This is a genomic window from Corynebacterium sphenisci DSM 44792 (genome assembly GCF_001941505.1).
GTDB classification, from domain to species: Bacteria; Actinomycetota; Actinomycetes; order Mycobacteriales; family Mycobacteriaceae; genus Corynebacterium; species Corynebacterium sphenisci.
In genome coordinates this window covers 2,470,788-2,486,924 of the sequence record NZ_CP009248.1, presented here as the reverse complement: position 1 = coordinate 2,486,924, position 16,137 = coordinate 2,470,788, and the positions used below count along the sequence as shown (strand labels likewise).

The following is a 16,137-nucleotide window of genomic DNA, read 5'->3' as shown; positions in this document are numbered from 1 at the left end:
CCAAGCAACGGAGAGGCGACCCATGTTCACGATCCAGATCACCCTGGCCGCGTTGCTCGCGCTCACCCTCGCCGGGGACGCGCTGCTGTCCCTGCGGCCGCCGGCCTTCATCGCCGACTGCCTCGACGGGGTGGGCTTCCCCCGCGACTGGTGGTGGAGCCTCATCCTCATCAAGCTCCTCGCCGCCGGCGGAATCGCCGCCGGCCTCATCCTGGACGACGCCTCGCTGCTCGCCGCGGCGGTGGCCGGGGTGGTGGCCTACTTCATCGCCGCCGCCATCGCCCATGTCCGGGCCGGGTTCCTCGGCGCCGCCTTCTGGGGCAACTGCCTGGGCATGCTGGCCTTCGCCCTGGTCACCCTGGGCGTCGTCCTCGCCGGCTGAGCGGGGCGGGGCCGGCCCCCCGCCGGGGAACGGCGGGGGCCGGCGGCGCAGGGGGCGCTCAGCGCACGTCGACGAAGCGGCGCAGCACCCAGCCGCGCAGCGCCAGCAGCACCACGCCCAGGGCGATCGAGGCCACCCCGAGCACGATGAAGAAGGCGCGCTCCGCGGAGGCGTCCTCCGGGTTGTAGAACCCGGCCAGGGTGCCGGCCAGGGAGGTGCCCATGGCCACCGCCATCAGCCACACCGCGAACATCCGGGAGGGGAACGCCGCCGGGGCCACCTTCGTGGCCAGGGAGTTGCCCACCGGGGAGAGCATCAGCTCGCCCATCGTGAACAGGAAGAGGATCCACACGATGGCGTAGAGCGGGGTGGAGTTCTCGCCCCCGCCGGCGAAGGGCAGGAAGAAGAACAGGCTCACCCCGATGATCACGTTGGCCACCCCGAACTTCACCGGGTAGGACCACTGGCGGTCGCCCAGCTTCGTCCACACCGCGGCGAAGATGCCGGAGAAGATGATGATGAACAGCGGGTTGAAGGACTGGATCCACGCCGGCGAGAGCTCCCAGCCGCCGAGGTGCCGGTCCAGGCGCACATCGGCGTAGATCGCCAGCACCGTGAACTGCTGCTGGAAGATGCCGAAGAACAGCACCCCGGAGACGTACATCGGGATGAACCCGAGCAGCCGGGAGCGCTCCACCTTCGTGGTCAGCGGGGAGAAGAACATCTGGCACCACAGCACCACCGCGGCGACCAGCGCGGCGACGGTGACCACCGTGGACAGCTGCTCCAGGGCGACCACCCCGGTGGCGATGAGCGCGATGCAGGCGCCGACCACGACCACCGCGACCGCCGCCCACAGGGCGTAGCCGGCCGGGCGCAGCGGGTTGGGCACCTCGTGCCCGGCGGCGCCGATGGTGGTCTTGCGCATCAGGATGTACTGGACGAGGCCCGCGGCCATGCCCACCGCGGCCAGGCCGAAGCCCCAGTGGAAGCCCTTCATGCCCCACAGCCAGCCGGTGAGCAGCGGGCCGAACAGGGCGCCGATGTTGACGCCCATGTAGAAGATGGAGAAGCCCGCGTCACGGCGGGTGTCGGCGCGCCCGTAGAGCTGGCCGAGCACCACCGAGGCGCAGGTCTTCACCCCGCCGGAGCCCACCGCGATGGCCACCAGGCCGATCGCCAGGCCGAGGGTGTTGGGCAGCACCGCCAGGGAGATGTGCCCGCACATGACCAGCACCGCGGACCAGAACAGGGTGCGCTCCGAGCCGAGCATCCGGTCGGCGACCAGGGAGGCCACCAGGGCGGCCATGTACACCAGGCCGCCGTAGGCGCCGACGATGGAGGTCGCCGCGGCCTTGTCCATGCCGAGGCCGCCCTCGCCGGCGGCGTAGTACATGTAGAACACCAGGATGCCCTGCATGCCGTAGAAGCTGAACCGCTCCCACATCTCGACGCCGAAGAGGTTGGCCAGGCCCCAGGGCTGGCCGAAGAAGGTTCGTTCCGGGGCCGGTCCCGCATCGGGCCGGGCCTGCGCGCGTGATGACATGCCCCCGATTCTGCCTTGCCGATTGCGCCGATACGCAACGGGGTACGCGATTCACCGCACATCCCCCGGAACATCGCGGCCCCCGGCCGCGTCCCATCGGCGAATGGCCCCGCCCGGGGCCGGAGTCGATCATGGCGGGAGGCCGGAATGGACGGGACATCGCAATCAGGGGATCAGGTGCGGCGATCGGCGCCGCGGACCTTCCGGCAGGTGCCGCCGGAGCAGCCGGCCCGGCCGGCGCCGACGCGCCCCGCGCGGGCGGCCACCCCGGCGAAGACCTTCCGGCAGGTGCCGCCGGAGCAGCCGGCTCGGCCGGCGCCGACGCGCCCCGCGCGGGCGGCCACCCCGGCGAAGACCTTCCGGCAGGTGCCGCCGCCCGGGGCGCCCGCCCCGGCGCCGGCGGCCCCGGCCGGGCACGGGGGACCGGCGCCGGTCCCGGCCGCCGCGGCCGGCGGGCACCCGGGGCAGCCGGCGGCCGGGGTGGGGGAGGTGCACCTCGGCGTGGACGGCCGCCCCTACGCCCCGCCGGCGAAGTCGAAGGGGATCGCGGTCCTGCTCTGCCTCCTCCTCGGCGGCTTCGGCGGGCACAACCTCTACCTCAGCCACTACGGCCGGGCCGCCGGGCAGGCCGCGCTCACCCTGGTGGCCTACCCGGTGCTGCTCAAAATCGGGCTGATGCCGCTGGCCGTCCTCGGCGTGGCCCCGGCGGTGGCCCTCTGGGTCATCGTGGAGCTGATCCTGATCCTCGCCGGCGCCGGCGGCTACCGGGGGCAGCTGCGGCCGCAGCCGATCGGGCCGGCCGGCGGGGTGGGCTGAGGGGGCGGCCGGGAACATTCCGGCCGCCGGCGCGTCCCATTCACGACGGCTCCGCAGGGGAGCCGGACATCGACCGCAGGAGATGATCATGACCACCCCCAACCCCCAGGGCGGACCCGGCCAGAACCCCCACGGCCCGGCGCCGGTGCGGCGGGTCGGCCGCCCGGCGCAGGCGCGCCCGGCGGCCTCCGGGTTCCGGCAGGTGCCCCCGGCCCAGGCGCAGCCCGCCGCGCAGCCGCCGGCGGTGCGGCCGCAGCAGCCCGCCCCGGCCCCGCAGCCGCAGTACACCCAGCCCCAGTACACCCAGCCCCAGCACGCCCAGCCCCAGTACCAGCAACCGCAGTATGGCCAGGAGACGCAGTACCAGCAGCCGCAGTACGGGCAGGGACCGGAGACCCCCTACGGGTCGACGCCCATGCAGCAGGTCAACGTCAACGTGCAGGCCCCCATGGGGCCACCGAAGTCGAAGGCGACCGCCGCGCTGCTCGCCTTCTTCCTCGGCGGCTTCGGGGCGCACAACTTCTACCTGGGCTACTCGCTGCGTGGCGGGCTCCAGCTCGGGCTGTGGGTGTTCTCCCTGGTGACGATCCTCTTCGGCATCGGCGCCCTCGGCATCTTCGCCCTGGGAATCTGGGTGTTCATCGAGTTCATCCTGATTCTGATGGGCTCCGGGGGCTACGAGACCGACGCCTTCGGCCGGCCGCTCGTCTGAATCCGCGGCCTAGGCCTGGCCCGGCTGCCCCGGCTGGCCCATCGGCGGCTGACCGGGCTGACCGGGCTGACCGGGCTGACCGGGCTGACCGGCCTGACCGGGCTGACCGGGCTGGCCGGGCTGACCGGGCTGGCCCGGGAACCCCTGCTGGCCCATCGGCGGCTGGCCGGGCTGGCCCATCGGGGCCTGGCCGGGGGCGCCGTAGTTGCCGCCCCACTGGGACTGGGCGTTGCCCTGCAGCTCCGGGTTGCCGTAGTTGCCCTGCGCCCCGGCCTGCTGCCAGGACTGGCCGGCAGGGCCGGCGGAGTAGACGTACTCGTTAAGCTGCCGCTGGAAGGTCTCCAGCTTGCCCTGCTCCAGGAAGGACACGGTGGCCTCCGTGGTGCCGCCGCCGGAGTTGGTGATGGTGAGCTTCGAGACGATCCCGTTCGCCGCCATCGCGCCGAAGAGCAGGGTGAGGAGCAGGAAGAAGAACTTGGCGCCGCCGCCCTCGGCGCCGCCGACCATGAGCAGGCAGAACAGGGCGAGCAGGCCGAAGCCGATCAGCCGGCCGACCTTCACCGCGATGGAGGCGGTGACCCCGGCGATGGCGCCCATCGGCACGCTGCGCTCCTCGTAGCCCAGCGGGATCACGCCGAGCACCGTGTTCGGGGCCTTGATCGCCAACCGGCGGTTGGTCACCGTCATATTGCTCTTGAGCCAGAACAGCAGCAGGTTCGGGCTGAAGTGCTTGGCCAGCACACCGGTTTCGCCGGGGGCCAGGTGGATATCGGAGTTCGCCATGCGGATCGCCTTTCTCGGGGGATGAGGTGCGGCCGGCGGCCGCGTCCGAGGGGGACCCTAAGCGCGCGCGATCCCCGCGGGCGAGGCCCGCGGGGACCATTCCCCGTTTGCCGGGGTGCGTCGGGGGTGGGGCGGGGTCAGCGCCGGGCGGCGCGCCGGGCGCTGGCCGCGGCGATCGCCCGCCAGCCGAGCAGCAGGATCGCCGAGGTGGTGGAGGCGACGATGATGAAGGAGATATGCGGCACCTGCCCGTGCCGGATGCCCCAGATGCCCAGGCCGACCACGACGGCGATGATCCACACGATGATCCCGGAGGGGCTCACCGCCGCCGCCGGGCGGCGGATGCCCAGCACCACGGCGCCGCCGATCAGGCCGCCGATGAGGAAGGGCCACCAGGTGCTGAGCACCCCGGGCAGGCTCAGGGGGAGTTCGGGGGAGTTGTGCGCGATCCGGGCGAGCAGCGCGAAGAGCAGCAGCGCGGCGGCGTCCATGGCCAGGACTGCGGCGGGGTTGGTGGTGCGGGCGCGGGGCGTCATGGGGCTCCTTCATCGGATGTGGCGGGTGCGGGGCCCGGCGGCGCCGGATCCCGGTCCATGGTATCGCCCCGGCGCCTGGGATCCTCGTCGCCGAAGCCGATCGCGAACACCGCCCAGCCCACCGCCGCGGGCAGCACCAGGGACACCGCCCGGTAGACCAGGATCGCGGCGAAGGCGTCGGTGGCGACCATCCCGGCGGCCACCAGGGTGGTGGTGAGCACCGCCTCCACCGGGCCGACCCCGCCCGGGGTGGCCTGGATGAGCCCGGCGACCTTGCCGGTGACGAAGGCGAGCAGCACCGCGGTGGCGGAGACGTCGACGACCCCGATGGCGCGTACCGCCGCGTAGAGGCAGACCACGTCGGCCACCCAGTTGAGCAGGGACCAGCCGAAGACCACCGCCATCCGCCAGGCCGGCAGGCGGACCTCGGTGAGCTGGGCGATGGTGTCGCGCACCCGGCGGGCGCCGGCGTTGCGGCGCCGCCGGCGCAGCCGGTTCACCCCGGCCAGGGCCCACAGCGCCACCCGCTCCAGGGGGGCGGTGGTGCGGGAGAACCACCACAGCAGCCCGGTCAGCGCGGCCATCCCGGCCAGGGCGGCCACCAGCCGGCCCGGGGCGGGGGCGCCGCCGATGAAGAACAGGCTGGCCACCGCCAGCGCGGCCAGGCCCAGGGAGCTCAGCGCCCCGGAGAAGACCACGAACCAGCTGACCACCACCGCGGAGGCGCCCCATTTCAGCTGCCGGCGCACCTGCAGCGCGGTGGAGAAGGCCACCCCGCCGGGCACCGACACCGACCAGGCGTTGGAGGCCAGGGTGAGCGCGTTGGTGGCGCGCACCGTCGCCGCGTCGACCCCGGCGGCGCGGAAGAGCAGCCGCATCACCTCGGCCATGGCGAACATGGACAGCGCCAGCGCCGCCACCGACACCCCCACCCAGCCGGGATCGGCGGTGAGCATGGTGCGCCAGCCCTCGGCGATGAAGCCCCGGTTGGCGTAGATCAACCAGGCCGCGGCGAGGCCGAGCACGGCCAGCAGCGCGATCCGGGCGGCCGGGTGGGCGGCGGCGCGGCTGCCGCGCCGCCACAGGGAGCGCGCCCCCATCAGCCCTCCCCGCGGCCCAGCTCGCCCCGGCGCTCCCATTCCAGGCGCAGCTGGATCTCGTGCACGCTGAGCCCCCCGGAGCCGGGCCCGTGCTCCCCGCGCTCGTCCCCGTCCTCGTCGACGAGCTCGGCCTCGTGGACCGGGCCGCGGTGCGGCTCCCGGGGCGCCGGGGCGGCCGTGGCGGCGGCCCGGGCCGCGGCCCGGGCGTCGGCGGCGGTGCGCGCCGGGTCGCCGTCATCGTCCGCGCCGGAGGCGCCGAGGTAGGCGGGGGTGGCGTGCAGCAGCCGGGTGTCCGCCTCGGCGGGCAGATCCCGGAACCAGGCGTCCCGCACCCCCTCCGGGTCCGGGTCCGCGCCGCCGGCGTCGCCCCCGTCGTCGGCCGGGTGCCCGGGGGCGGGGTGCCGGCGCACCTCGGAGCCGTGGCCGAGCATCGCCGAGGCGCGCTGCACCCAGCCCGGGGCCCACCAGCAGTCCGGGCCCAGCAGCTTCATCACCGCCGGCACCAGCAGCAGCCGGATCACGGTGGCGTCGAGCAGCAGCGCCGCGATCATGCCGAAGGCGATGTACTTCATCATCACGATGTCGGAGAAGCCGAAGGCGCCGGCGACGACGATCATGATCGCCGCCGCGGCGGTGATGATCCCGCCGGTGTTCGCGGTGCCGAAGCGCACCGCGTGATCGGTTTCCGCCCCCGCCTGGCGGTCCTCCACCATCCGGGAGACCAGGAACACCTCGTAGTCGGTGGACAGCCCGTAGATGATCGCGATGATGAGCACCAGCACCGGGCTCATCAGCGGCCCCGGGGTGAAGCCGAGCGCATCCGCGCCGATCCCGTCGACGAAGAGCAGGGTGAGCACGCCCAGGGTGGCGCCCAGGCCCAGGGTGGTCATGATCACCGCCTTGGCGGGCAGGATCACCGAGCCGAAGACCAGGGCCATCAGGATGAAGGTGGCCAGCACCATGTAGCCGATCATCGCGGGCAGCCGGTCGAACAGCGCCTCGATGGACTCCACCTCCATCGCCGGGGTGCCGCCGATCAGCACCTCCGCCTCCCCGGGGGGGTCGATGGCGCGCAGCCGGTCCACCACCGCGGCGGCGTAGTCGCGGCTCTCCAGCCCGGCGGAGAGCACGGTGACGCCCTCGGTGGTGGGCCGGGTGACCTGGAAGCGGCCGGTGAGCCCCGGGATCTCGTTGGCCCGCCGGTAGACCTCGCCCACCGCGCGGGGGTCCCCGCCATCGCGGATGACCAGCTTCACCGGGTCGGTGCGCATGGTGGGGAAGAGCTCGTCGAAGCGCTCCTGGGCCACCCGGGTCTCATTGGCCGGGGGCAGGTAGGTCTCGTTGATCCCGCCGAAGCGGATCCCGAACAGCGGCAGGGACAGCCCCAGCAGCACCAGGGAGATGATGATGGTGTTGAGCTTCGGCCGGCGCATCGCCCACTGCGGCACCCGGCCCCAGAAGGAGGCCATCGCCTGCTCCCGGCTGCGCCCGGCCCGGCGCACCGACAGCGCGTCGATCCGGGTGCCCAGCAGGGCGAACAGGGCGGGCAGCAGGCCCAGGGAGAGCAGCGCGGCCAGGCCCACGGCGCTGATCGCGCCATAGGCCACGGATTTGAGGAAGGCCTGCGGGAACAGCAGCAGCCCGGACAGGGCCACGGCCACCATCGCCGCGGAGAACACCACGGTCTTGCCGGCGGTGGCGGTGGTGTTGGCCACCGCCTCGGGCACCGGCACCCCCTCGGCGAGCTCCTCCCGGAAGCGGGAGACCATGAACAGCCCGTAGTCGATGGCCAGGCCCAGGCCCAGCAGGGTGACCACGGACTGGGCGAAGGCGTTGACCTGGGTGACCCCGGCGAGCAGGGAGAGGATGCCCAGGGAGCCGGCGATGGACAGCACGCCCACGCTCAACGGCATCGCCGCGGCGACCACCCCGCCGAAGACGATGAGCAGCAGCACCGCCACGATCGGCAGCCCGATCAGCTCGGCGCGGGAGATGTCCCCGGCCATGCCCTCGTCCAGGGCCCCGGCGATGGGGGTGGCCCCGGCGATCTCGAGGTCCAGATCCCCGGAGTCGAGCAGATCGTCCTCGATCTCCCGGTAGTTCCACAGCACCTCGTTGCCGGTGCCGGCCAGGCCGATCGCGGCGAAGGCGGTGCTCTTGTCGGCCGTGGCCAGCGGCGCCGCCCGGCCCTCGAAGTAGCTGGTGATATGCGCCACCGCCTCCGGATGCGCGGCGCGCACCCGCTCCAGGTGGGCGGTGACCGCCGCGCCCAGCGCCGGATCGTCGACGGTGGTCCCCTCGGGGGCGTCGACCAGCACGATCACGTCCCCGGAGTCGTCCCGGCCGAAGACCTCCTCCTCGAGCCGGGCGGCGGCGGTGGAATCGGAGCCGGGGTCGTCCCAGCCCTCCTGGTCCAGCCGGTCCGGCAGCTTCGTCCCGGCGAGCAGGTAGAGCGCCGCGATCGCGGCGATGAGGAGCACCGGGATGGCCACCCGGTGCCGGCAGGCGAATCGACCCCAGCGCTGGAACATGGCTCAGCGCTCCTCGACCAGGGCGGTCAGCGGTCGGAAGGGCTGCAGCCAGGCGCCCTCGGCGGGCAGCGAGTCCAGGTCCAGGCGCGGCAGCGGCTCCCGGAACACCCCCTCGATGTCCTCCAGGTCCACGAACTCCAGCTGCCCGTGCTGCACCGCCCAGGCGGCGTGCTCCCGGAAGCCGAGCACGGTCACCGGCAGCCCCTCGGCGTGCAGGGTCTCCAGCAGCGGCTGGAAGTTCTGCCCGTCCGCGGAGGCGACCACCACCCCGCGCAGCACGCCCTCCTCGCGGCGGCGCCGGATATGCGCGATCATGTCCGGGTCGACGTCGGAGTCCTCGTCGGTCTTCGGTTTCGCGAACACCGCGAAGCCGACGTTGCGCAGCGCCTCCACCCAGGGGCGCACCACCTCGCCGCCACCGGGGGCGATGTTGGTGAACACGGTGGCCTCCGGTTCCACGGCCTCCCCGCGCTCATCGGCCAGGCGGCGGGTGCGGCCGATCAGCCAGCGGCCCACCGCGTCGAAGCGGGGCCGGTGGCTGGCGGTGGGCCGGGCGCCGAGGATGGCGCCCAGGCCCATGTCCAGGTTCGGGCCGTCCCAGACCAGCAGCAGGGTGGGCTGCGACTGCGGGTGCGCGGCGTAGGCGTGCCGGTTCATCGGGCGGGCTCCTCCCCGGCGCGGCGGCGCCAGACGAATTCGCGGATCTCGTGGTCGAGGCCGAGGCCGCGGCGCTCGAATTTGGTGGTGGGGCGGTCCAGCAGGATGGGGCACTCCGGCCAGGGCCAGTCCATCGGCTCCAGGGCGGGCTCCACCTCGCGCAGGTCCTCGATCCACTCGGCGTAGCCGGCGTGGTCGGTGGCGGCGTGCAGCACCCCGCCGGGGGCGAGCCGGGAGGCGATGAGGCGCAGGGTGCCGGACTGCAGGATCCGGCGCTTGTGGTGCCGGGCCTTCGGCCAGGGGTCGGGGAAGAACACCCGCACCCCCGCCAGCGAACCGGGGGCGATCATGCGCTGCAGCACCTCCACCCCGTCGCCGCGGACCAGCCGGATGTTGTCCACGCCGCCGCGCACCATGGCGCCGAGCAGCTTCGCCAGCCCGGGCCGGTAGAGCTCCACGGCGATGATGTTGTGATCGGCCTCCCGGGGGGCCATCGCCACGGTGGAGGTGCCGGTGCCGGAGCCGATCTCCAGGATCGTCGGCCCGGGCCGGCCGAACCACCGCTCCGGGTCGATGACCTCGTCGGACAGGGTGCGGCCCACCCGGTCCCAGTGCTCCTCCCACAGCGCCGCCTGATTGGGCGTGAGGGTGCCGCGGCGGAAGCTGACCCCGCCGATGCGCGGGTAGTCCAGTCCGTCGTCGAACTCGGTCTGCGGCGGGCGGCCGTAGGGGAGGGCGCCCTTGGGGGTGGTCTCGGAGGTGCTCATCGCGGCCCATTGTCCACCAGATCCCGGGCCGGCGGGCAATCCCGTTGCCGACTCCGGCGGGTCGTGTTCTACTGTGCCCGATCACGCGGGCGCCCCGGGCGCCCGCCGGAAGGGGGGATCATGGACGAGGACGACACCCATCGGGCGGCGGTGGACTGGCTCGCCGGCGCCGATGTGGCGGACCCGGCGGCGGTGGCCGTCGCCGGGCTGCTGGAGGAGCTGGCCCGGCCGCTGGTGGCGGTGCGCGGGGAGGCGGCGCCGGAGGTGGCGGCGCTGGCCGCGGCGCTCGACGGGGCGGGCTTCGCCGCGCTCGCCGATCCCGGTCCGGTGGGCCGGGTGGACGCGGACGCGGTGGTGCGGCTCAGCCACGACCCGGCGGCCCGGGCCCGCGGCGGGGAGCTCCTCGCCCGGTCGCCGGGGGCGGACGTGGCGGGGCTGCGCGCGGAGCTGGCCGGGCGGCTCGCCGACCCCGGCGCCCGGGCGGACCGGCTGCGCCGGGGCCTGGCCGGGATCGCCGCGGCGCACCCGGGCTCCCGGGCCGGGCTGGAGGAGCTGCTGTGGCCGTGCGGGTGAGCCTGACCGGGCCGGCCGCCGGCTGGGCGGACCGGGCGGCGCTGCGCGCGGCCGGGGTGCACGTGGACCCGGGCCGGCGGCCCACCGTGCTCATCGCCGTGGACGCGACCGTGCCGCCGGCGCCCGCCGCGGTGGAGCTGGTGGCCGCGGTATCCGCGGCCACCGGGCGCTGCGCGGTGGCGCTCTGCGCGCCGGGGGCGGCGGAACCCGATGCGGCGGTGGCCGCGGCCTGGCGGGCCGCGGCCCCCGACCAGGTGCCGGTGGCCGGGATCGGGCCGGACCTGGCCGGGGAGCTGGCGCTCATCGACGCCGCGCCCGCCGACCCGGTCGCGCCCACCCCGGCGCAGCTGCGCCGGGGGCTGCTCGCCCGCCGGGCGGAGCTGGAGCGGGTGCGGCGGGCGGAGGCGGCCCGCCGCGCGGCGGCGGCCCGGGCCCGCCGGGTGCCGGAGGCGATCGCCGCGGCCCTGGCCCGGGTCGCCCCGGAACCGGCCCGGCTGCGCCGGGCCGAGGATCTCGACGCGGCCGCCCGGCGGGCCGCGGTGGCCCTCGGCGCGGAGCTCGGCGCCCCCGCCCCGGCCTGCCCGCCGGCGCCGGCGCCGCCGCGGGCGGGCCAGCCCGCGGATGCGGCGGTGGCGCTGCTCACCCTCGGCGCCGCCACCGGGGCGGGCCGGCTGCTGGTCGCCCCGCTGGCCGCGCTCGGCGCCGACCCGGGGGTGACCGGGGCTGCCGGGGTGGCCGCCGGGGCGGTGCTGGCGGCCACCGCGGTGGCCGGCACCCGGGCGCGCCGGGCCGCGGCGCTGCGCACCCGCTGGGCGGGGGAGCAGGTGCTGCGGCTGCGCACCCGCTGGACCGCGGAGCTGGCGGAGGCCGCCGCGGCGGCGCCGCCCCCGGCGTGGCGGGCCGGGCAGCTCGCCGCGGCCCTCGGCGGGGCCGGGACGGGGGCGGCCTGATGGACCCGATGGACGGCGGCATGGGCCTCGACCCGGATCCGGGGCCGGGTCCGGAGGATCCCTGCGGGCTGGCCGGGGCCACCCCGGTGGACCCGGGGGCGGCCGGGGCGGCGGGCATGGTGGTGCGGGTCGGCGACGCCTGGTTCGATCTCGGCGACCCCGGGGACCCGGGGGCCTCGGTGACCCTCGCCGATGACCGGGGCCTGAGCATCTACGCGGACCGGGACGGCGACGGGGCGGTGGATCACGTCACCACGGTGCTCTTCGACGGCACCTGGCGGACCTGGTCGGATCCGGCGGCCGACGGCGGCGAGGGCGCCGCGGCGGACCACGGGGCCTGGGACGCCGGGGACTGGGGGCGGCTGGACCCGCACGGCCGGGGGTGAGCCGGCGGGGGTGGCGCCGGTGTGGCCCGCCTCTCACCCCGGACCGGCGGCAGGAACGGGCTGACGTCGGTAGCCTGGTATTAAACCGGAAACCGACAAGTCAGGAGCACCCATGTCCGCACGCGCCATCCCCGGCCTGCAGGGTCAGGCCCCCACCGAGAACGAGGAACTGCTGCGCTGGATCGCAGAGGTCGCCGAACTCACCACCCCCGACAAGGTCGTGTTCTGCGACGGCTCGGAGGAGGAGTGGGATCGCCTGTCCACCGACCTGGTGGAGAAGGGCACCTTCATCCGGCTGAACGAGGAGAAGCGGCCGAACTCCTTCCTGGCCCGCTCCAACCCGGCGGACGTGGCCCGCGTGGAGTCGCGCACCTTCATCTGCTCGGAGACCCCGGAGGGCGCCGGCCCGACGAACAACTGGGCGGATCCGAAGGAGATGCGGGAGAAGCTCAACGGCCTGTTCGAGGGCTCCATGAAGGGCCGCACCATGTTCGTGGTGCCCTTCTGCATGGGCCCCATCGACGACCCGGAGCCGAAGCTGGGCGTGCAGCTCACCGACTCCGAGTACGTGGTGCTCTCCATGCGGATCATGACCCGGATGGGCAAGGCCGCCCTGGACAAGATCGGCCCGGACGGCGAGTTCGTGCACGCCCTGCATTCCGTGGGCGCGCCCCTGGAGCCGGGCGAGGAGGACTCCACCTGGCCCTGCAATGACGAGAAGTACATCACCCACTTCCCCGAGTCGAAGGACATCATCTCCTTCGGCTCCGGCTACGGCGGCAACGCGATCCTGGCGAAGAAGTGCTACGCGCTGCGCATCGCCTCGGTGATGGCCGAGGAGGAGGGCTGGATGGCCGAGCACATGCTCATCCTCAAGCTGACCAGCCCGGAGGGCAAGGCGTACCACATCTGCGCCGCCTTCCCCTCCGCCTGCGGCAAGACCAACCTGGCGATGATCACCCCGACCATCGAGGGCTGGACCGCCGAGGTCGTCGGCGACGACATCGCCTGGCTGAAGTTCGGCGAGGACGGCCGGCTCTACGCGGTGAACCCGGAGAACGGCTTCTTCGGCGTCGCCCCGGGCACCAACTACGACTCCAACCCGAACGCCATGAAGACCATGGAGCCGGGCAACACCATCTTCACCAACGTCGCGCTCACCGACGACGGCGACGTGTGGTGGGAGGGCATGGAGAACAAGCCCGATCACGCCATCGACTGGAAGGGCAACGACTGGACCCCGGACTCCGATGAGCCGTCCAGCCACCCGAACTCCCGCTACTGCACCCCGATCGCGCAGTGCCCGGTGGCCGCGCCGGAGTTCAACGACCCCAAGGGCGTGCCGGTGGACGCGATCCTCTTCGGCGGCCGTCGCCCGGACACGGTGCCGCTGGTCACCCAGGCCTTCGACTGGAACCACGCCACCTTCATCGGCGCCACCCTGGCCTCCGGGCAGACCGCCGCCTCCGCGGAGGCGAAGGTCGGCTCGCTGCGCCATGACCCGATGGCGATGCTGCCCTTCATCGGCTACAACGTGGGCGACTACCTGCGGCACTGGATCGCCATGGGCAAGAAGGGCGGCGACAAGATGCCGGCCGTGTTCCTGGTGAACTGGTTCCGCCGCGGCGAGGACGGCCGCTTCCTGTGGCCCGGCTTCGGCGACAACTCCCGGGTGCTGAAGTGGATCACCGAGCGCATCGAGGGCAAGGTCGACGCCCGCGAGACCGTGGTCGGCTACACCGCCAACGCCGAGGATCTGGACCTCACCGGCCTGGACACCCCGCTGGAGGACGTCAAGGAGGCGCTGCGCGCCCCGGCCGAGAAGTGGCAGGGCGACCTGGCCGACAACGAGGAGTGGCTGAAGTCCCTCGGCGAGATCCCGCAGGAGGTCTGGGACCAGTTCCGGGCCCTGGAGCAGCGGGTCGCCGACAAGCTCGAGGGCAAGAAGTAGCCCCCGGCCCCCTCCCCCCGCCCCGATCGGGGGTAGTATCGGGGGATGAACGAAGCACCGCCCCCCGTCGCACCCGCCCACCACCCGGGTCGGCGGGTGCTCGTCACCGGGGCCACCGGCTACGTCGGCGGTCGCGTCATCCCCGCCCTGCTGGAGGCCGGGTTCACCGTCCGCGCCTGCTCCCGCCGGGCCGCCAACCTGGACCGCTTCGACTGGGCGGATCGGGTGGAGCGCGCCGAGGCGGACCTCGCCGATCCGGGGGCCACCGCCGCGGCGATGGCCGGGGTGGACGTGGTGCTCTACCTGGTGCACTCCATGGCCGGGGCGGAGGAGGACTTCGAGGCCGCCGAGGCCCGGGTCGCCCGCGTCATCGCCGAGGCCGCCGCCGCGGCGGGGGTGCGCCAGATCGTGTACCTCTCCGGGCTGCACCCGCGCACCCGGGCCGCCGGGGAGCTGTCCAAGCACATGCGCTCCCGGGAGGCGGTGGCCCGGATCCTGCTGGAGGCGCCGACGCCCACCCTGGTGCTGCGCGCGGCGACCCTGATCGGCTCCGGCTCGGCCTCCTTCGAGATCATCCGGCACCTCGCCGAGCGGTTGCCGCTGATGATCGCCCCGCGCTGGATCGGCAACCGGATCGAGCCGCTGTCCATCCGGGACTGCCTGCACTACCTGGTGGGGGCGGCGGATCTCGGGGAGCCGGTGAACCGCTCCTGCGACATCGGCTGCGGGGTGTCCTACCGTTTCGCGGATCTGCTGCGCGGCTACGCGGAGGCGGTGGGGTTGACCCGGCGGGTGGTGGCGCTGCCCTGGCCGCTGCCGGTCGACGGGCTCTCCGGGGCGTGGATCGGCCTGGTCACCCCGGTGCCGGCAGCCCTGGCGGTGCCGTTGGCGCAGTCCATGGCCGAGGACGCGGTATGCGAGGAGCGCTCCATCCGGGAGCTCATCCCGGATCCGCCCGGGGGCCTGGCGGACTACCGCACCGCGGTGGCCCGGGCCCTGGCCCGGGAGCTTGGCGGCGGGGTGCCCACCAGCTGGGACGGCTCCTGGCGGCGCGGCGGCGATGCCGCGGCCTCCGCCCCCGGCGATCCGGGCTGGTCCGGGCACACCGTGTACCGGGACCAGCGGGAGGAGACCGCCGGGGTGGACCCGGCGCTGGTGTGGGAGGTGGTGGAGGGCATCGGCGGCGACGCCGGCTGGTACTCCGCGCCCCGGCTGTGGCGGCTGCGCGGGATCCTGGACGCGCTCATCGGCGGCCCGGGCCTGGGCGGCCGCCGGGATCCGCGCCGGCTGGCGGTCGGCGACCGGGTGGACTGGTGGCGGGTGGAGGAGATCCGGCCGGGCCGGCGGCTGGTGCTGCGCGCGGAGATGCGCCTGGACGGCGCCGGCTGGCTGATCCTGGAGGTGGACCCGGACGGCGCCGGGGGCACCCGCTACCGGCAGACCGCGGTGTACGTGCCGCGGGGCCTGATCGGCCGGGCCTACTGGTGGGCGGTGTACCCCTTCCACGGGCTGGTCTTCCCGGCGATGGCCCGCGGGGTGCTCGCCGAGGCCCGGCGCCGCGCCGCGGCCTAGTCCGCGGCGGCGCGGGCGGCGTCGATCCGGGCGTGGTAGCGGGCCCGGGCCGCCGGATCGGCGGCGGTGAAGGAGACGTCCAGGCCGAGGGCGCGTTCCGCGGCCCGGCGCAGCGGGTACGGCAGGGCGCGCAGCAGCGCGGTGGCCGGCCCGAGGATGGCGGGCACCGCCACCCGGCGCCGCCGCCGGCGCACCCCGGCGACGATCGCGGCGGCGACCTGCTCCGGGTCGGCGACCAGCACCGGGTCCAGCCAGCGGCGGTGGTTGGAGCCGGCGGACAGTTCGGTGCGGATGATCCCGGGCAGCACCGCCATCAGCCGGATCCGGGAGCCGGCGGCCGCCAGCTCCCGGCCCAGGGCCTCGTCGAGGCCGAGCACCCCGGCCTTGGTGGCGGTGTAGGTGGCCAGCGCCGGGGCGGGCAGGTTGGTCACCTGGGAGGAGACGTTGACCACCACCCCCTCCGGGGAGAGCCGCTGCAGCGCCGCCTTGGTGCCGTGCACCACCCCGCGCAGGTTGACGTCGATGATCTGGTCGCTGAGCTCCGCGGGCTCCTCGGCGAAGACGGTGGTGGGCATGATCCCGGCGTTGTTGACCACCGCGTCCAGGCCGCCGAGGCCCTCCTTGGCGGCGTCGAGGAACCCGGCCATCGACGCGGGGTCGGCGACGTCCAGGCCGAGGCCGAGCACGACCCGCCCGGGGTGGGCGGCGGCGAGCTCGGCGGCGGTCCGCTCGGCGGCGGCGGCGTCGAGATCGCCGATCGCGACATCGGCGCCGGCGGCGAGGAAGGCTCCGGCGGTGGCGCGGCCGATGCCGCGGGCCGCCCCGGTGATGGCGACCGTGTTCGGGGTGCGCATGGGGTGCTCCTGTTCCGGCCG

Annotated in this window: 16 protein-coding genes; 8 read left to right on the top strand and 8 right to left on the bottom strand. The window is 74.7% G+C overall.

The window, feature by feature from the left end; translation table 11 throughout:
* The first annotated feature begins 22 nt into the window (after positions 1-22).
* The gene (locus tag CSPHI_RS11315; protein WP_075693380.1) at positions 23-382 is read left to right on the top strand and encodes a DoxX family protein; all 360 of its coding nucleotides are present in this window, start codon (positions 23-25) and stop codon (positions 380-382) included.
* A gap of 58 nt (positions 383-440) precedes the next feature.
* Here CSPHI_RS11315 and CSPHI_RS11310 read toward each other — a convergent pair whose 3' ends face one another.
* Positions 441-1,928 (bottom strand): peptide MFS transporter, encoded by a 1,488-nt coding sequence (locus CSPHI_RS11310; RefSeq protein WP_075693378.1) that lies wholly within the window; start codon positions 1,926-1,928, stop codon positions 441-443.
* Positions 1,929-2,138: 210 nt separating this feature from the next.
* On the opposite strand from CSPHI_RS11310, the gene CSPHI_RS11305 reads away from it, so the two are divergent.
* Both CSPHI_RS11305 and CSPHI_RS12565 read left to right on the top strand, forming a co-directional pair.
* A complete protein-coding gene (locus CSPHI_RS11305; protein ID WP_157118548.1) occupies positions 2,139-2,744 on the top strand; it encodes an NINE protein in 606 nt (201 codons plus the stop codon).
* An 88-nt stretch (positions 2,745-2,832) separates the two neighbouring features.
* Positions 2,833-3,456: a TM2 domain-containing protein gene (locus CSPHI_RS12565; RefSeq protein WP_075693374.1), complete on the top strand. Its 624-nt coding sequence runs from the start codon at positions 2,833-2,835 to the stop codon at positions 3,454-3,456.
* Between the two features lie 9 nt (positions 3,457-3,465).
* Here CSPHI_RS12565 and CSPHI_RS11295 read toward each other — a convergent pair whose 3' ends face one another.
* The 6 genes from CSPHI_RS11295 to trmB all read right to left on the bottom strand — a co-directional run bounded on the left by CSPHI_RS11295 (position 3,466) and on the right by trmB (position 9,830).
* Complete coding sequence (locus CSPHI_RS11295; protein ID WP_075693372.1) at positions 3,466-4,239, bottom strand: hypothetical protein; 774 nt, start codon at positions 4,237-4,239, stop codon at positions 3,466-3,468.
* A gap of 137 nt (positions 4,240-4,376) precedes the next feature.
* Positions 4,377-4,775 (bottom strand): DUF3054 domain-containing protein, encoded by a 399-nt coding sequence (locus CSPHI_RS11290; protein ID WP_075693370.1) that lies wholly within the window; start codon positions 4,773-4,775, stop codon positions 4,377-4,379.
* Positions 4,772-5,875, bottom strand: a complete 1,104-nt coding sequence (locus CSPHI_RS11285) for a lysylphosphatidylglycerol synthase transmembrane domain-containing protein (protein WP_075693368.1) — start codon at positions 5,873-5,875, stop codon at positions 4,772-4,774. Before CSPHI_RS11285 ends, CSPHI_RS11290 begins: the two co-directional genes overlap by 4 nt.
* A complete protein-coding gene (locus CSPHI_RS11280; RefSeq protein WP_075693367.1) occupies positions 5,875-8,406 on the bottom strand; it encodes an MMPL family transporter in 2,532 nt (843 codons plus the stop codon). The genes CSPHI_RS11285 and CSPHI_RS11280 overlap by 1 nt, the downstream gene beginning before the upstream one ends.
* A 3-nt stretch (positions 8,407-8,409) precedes the next feature.
* Entirely contained in the window at positions 8,410-9,063 is a 654-nt protein-coding gene (locus CSPHI_RS11275; RefSeq protein ID WP_075693365.1) for an NYN domain-containing protein, read from the bottom strand.
* Positions 9,060-9,830, bottom strand: a complete 771-nt coding sequence (gene trmB, locus CSPHI_RS11270; RefSeq protein ID WP_075693363.1) for a tRNA (guanosine(46)-N7)-methyltransferase TrmB — start codon at positions 9,828-9,830, stop codon at positions 9,060-9,062. Before trmB ends, CSPHI_RS11275 begins: the two co-directional genes overlap by 4 nt.
* A gap of 120 nt (positions 9,831-9,950) precedes the next feature.
* On the opposite strand from trmB, the gene CSPHI_RS11265 reads away from it, so the two are divergent.
* From CSPHI_RS11265 to CSPHI_RS11245, 5 genes are all read left to right on the top strand, one after another.
* Entirely contained in the window at positions 9,951-10,403 is a 453-nt protein-coding gene (locus tag CSPHI_RS11265; protein ID WP_075693361.1) for a hypothetical protein, read from the top strand.
* Positions 10,388-11,353 carry a hypothetical protein gene (locus CSPHI_RS11260; RefSeq protein ID WP_075693359.1) on the top strand — a complete coding sequence of 322 codons (966 nt, stop codon included), beginning with the start codon at positions 10,388-10,390 and terminating at the stop codon, positions 11,351-11,353. Before CSPHI_RS11265 ends, CSPHI_RS11260 begins: the two co-directional genes overlap by 16 nt.
* Positions 11,353-11,739 (top strand): hypothetical protein, encoded by a 387-nt coding sequence (locus tag CSPHI_RS11255; RefSeq protein ID WP_075693357.1) that lies wholly within the window; start codon positions 11,353-11,355, stop codon positions 11,737-11,739. Before CSPHI_RS11260 ends, CSPHI_RS11255 begins: the two co-directional genes overlap by 1 nt.
* A 112-nt stretch (positions 11,740-11,851) precedes the next feature.
* Positions 11,852-13,690 carry a phosphoenolpyruvate carboxykinase (GTP) gene (locus tag CSPHI_RS11250; protein WP_075693355.1) on the top strand — a complete coding sequence of 613 codons (1,839 nt, stop codon included), beginning with the start codon at positions 11,852-11,854 and terminating at the stop codon, positions 13,688-13,690.
* 45 nt (positions 13,691-13,735) lie between these two features.
* Positions 13,736-15,262 (top strand): SDR family oxidoreductase, encoded by a 1,527-nt coding sequence (locus tag CSPHI_RS11245; protein WP_075693354.1) that lies wholly within the window; start codon positions 13,736-13,738, stop codon positions 15,260-15,262.
* Here CSPHI_RS11245 and CSPHI_RS11240 read toward each other — a convergent pair.
* Complete coding sequence (locus tag CSPHI_RS11240) at positions 15,259-16,116, bottom strand: SDR family NAD(P)-dependent oxidoreductase (protein WP_075693352.1); 858 nt, start codon at positions 16,114-16,116, stop codon at positions 15,259-15,261. The genes CSPHI_RS11245 and CSPHI_RS11240 overlap by 4 nt on opposite strands.
* Between the last annotated feature and the right edge of the window lie 21 nt (positions 16,117-16,137).

Coding starts and splice junctions, on each gene's coding strand:
- CSPHI_RS11315 (WP_075693380.1), top strand. CDS start 23: ATGTTCACGATCCAGATCACCCTGGCCGCGTTGCTCGCGCTCACCCTC.
- CSPHI_RS11310 (WP_075693378.1), bottom strand. CDS start 1,928: ATGTCATCACGCGCGCAGGCCCGGCCCGATGCGGGACCGGCCCCGGAA.
- CSPHI_RS12565 (WP_075693374.1), top strand. CDS start 2,833: ATGACCACCCCCAACCCCCAGGGCGGACCCGGCCAGAACCCCCACGGC.
- CSPHI_RS11295 (WP_075693372.1), bottom strand. CDS start 4,239: ATGGCGAACTCCGATATCCACCTGGCCCCCGGCGAAACCGGTGTGCTG.
- CSPHI_RS11290 (WP_075693370.1), bottom strand. CDS start 4,775: ATGACGCCCCGCGCCCGCACCACCAACCCCGCCGCAGTCCTGGCCATG.
- CSPHI_RS11285 (WP_075693368.1), bottom strand. CDS start 5,875: ATGGGGGCGCGCTCCCTGTGGCGGCGCGGCAGCCGCGCCGCCGCCCAC.
- CSPHI_RS11280 (WP_075693367.1), bottom strand. CDS start 8,406: ATGTTCCAGCGCTGGGGTCGATTCGCCTGCCGGCACCGGGTGGCCATC.
- CSPHI_RS11275 (WP_075693365.1), bottom strand. CDS start 9,063: ATGAACCGGCACGCCTACGCCGCGCACCCGCAGTCGCAGCCCACCCTG.
- trmB (WP_075693363.1), bottom strand. CDS start 9,830: ATGAGCACCTCCGAGACCACCCCCAAGGGCGCCCTCCCCTACGGCCGC.
- CSPHI_RS11265 (WP_075693361.1), top strand. CDS start 9,951: ATGGACGAGGACGACACCCATCGGGCGGCGGTGGACTGGCTCGCCGGC.
- CSPHI_RS11255 (WP_075693357.1), top strand. CDS start 11,353: ATGGACCCGATGGACGGCGGCATGGGCCTCGACCCGGATCCGGGGCCG.
- CSPHI_RS11250 (WP_075693355.1), top strand. CDS start 11,852: ATGTCCGCACGCGCCATCCCCGGCCTGCAGGGTCAGGCCCCCACCGAG.
- CSPHI_RS11245 (WP_075693354.1), top strand. CDS start 13,736: ATGAACGAAGCACCGCCCCCCGTCGCACCCGCCCACCACCCGGGTCGG.
- CSPHI_RS11240 (WP_075693352.1), bottom strand. CDS start 16,116: ATGCGCACCCCGAACACGGTCGCCATCACCGGGGCGGCCCGCGGCATC.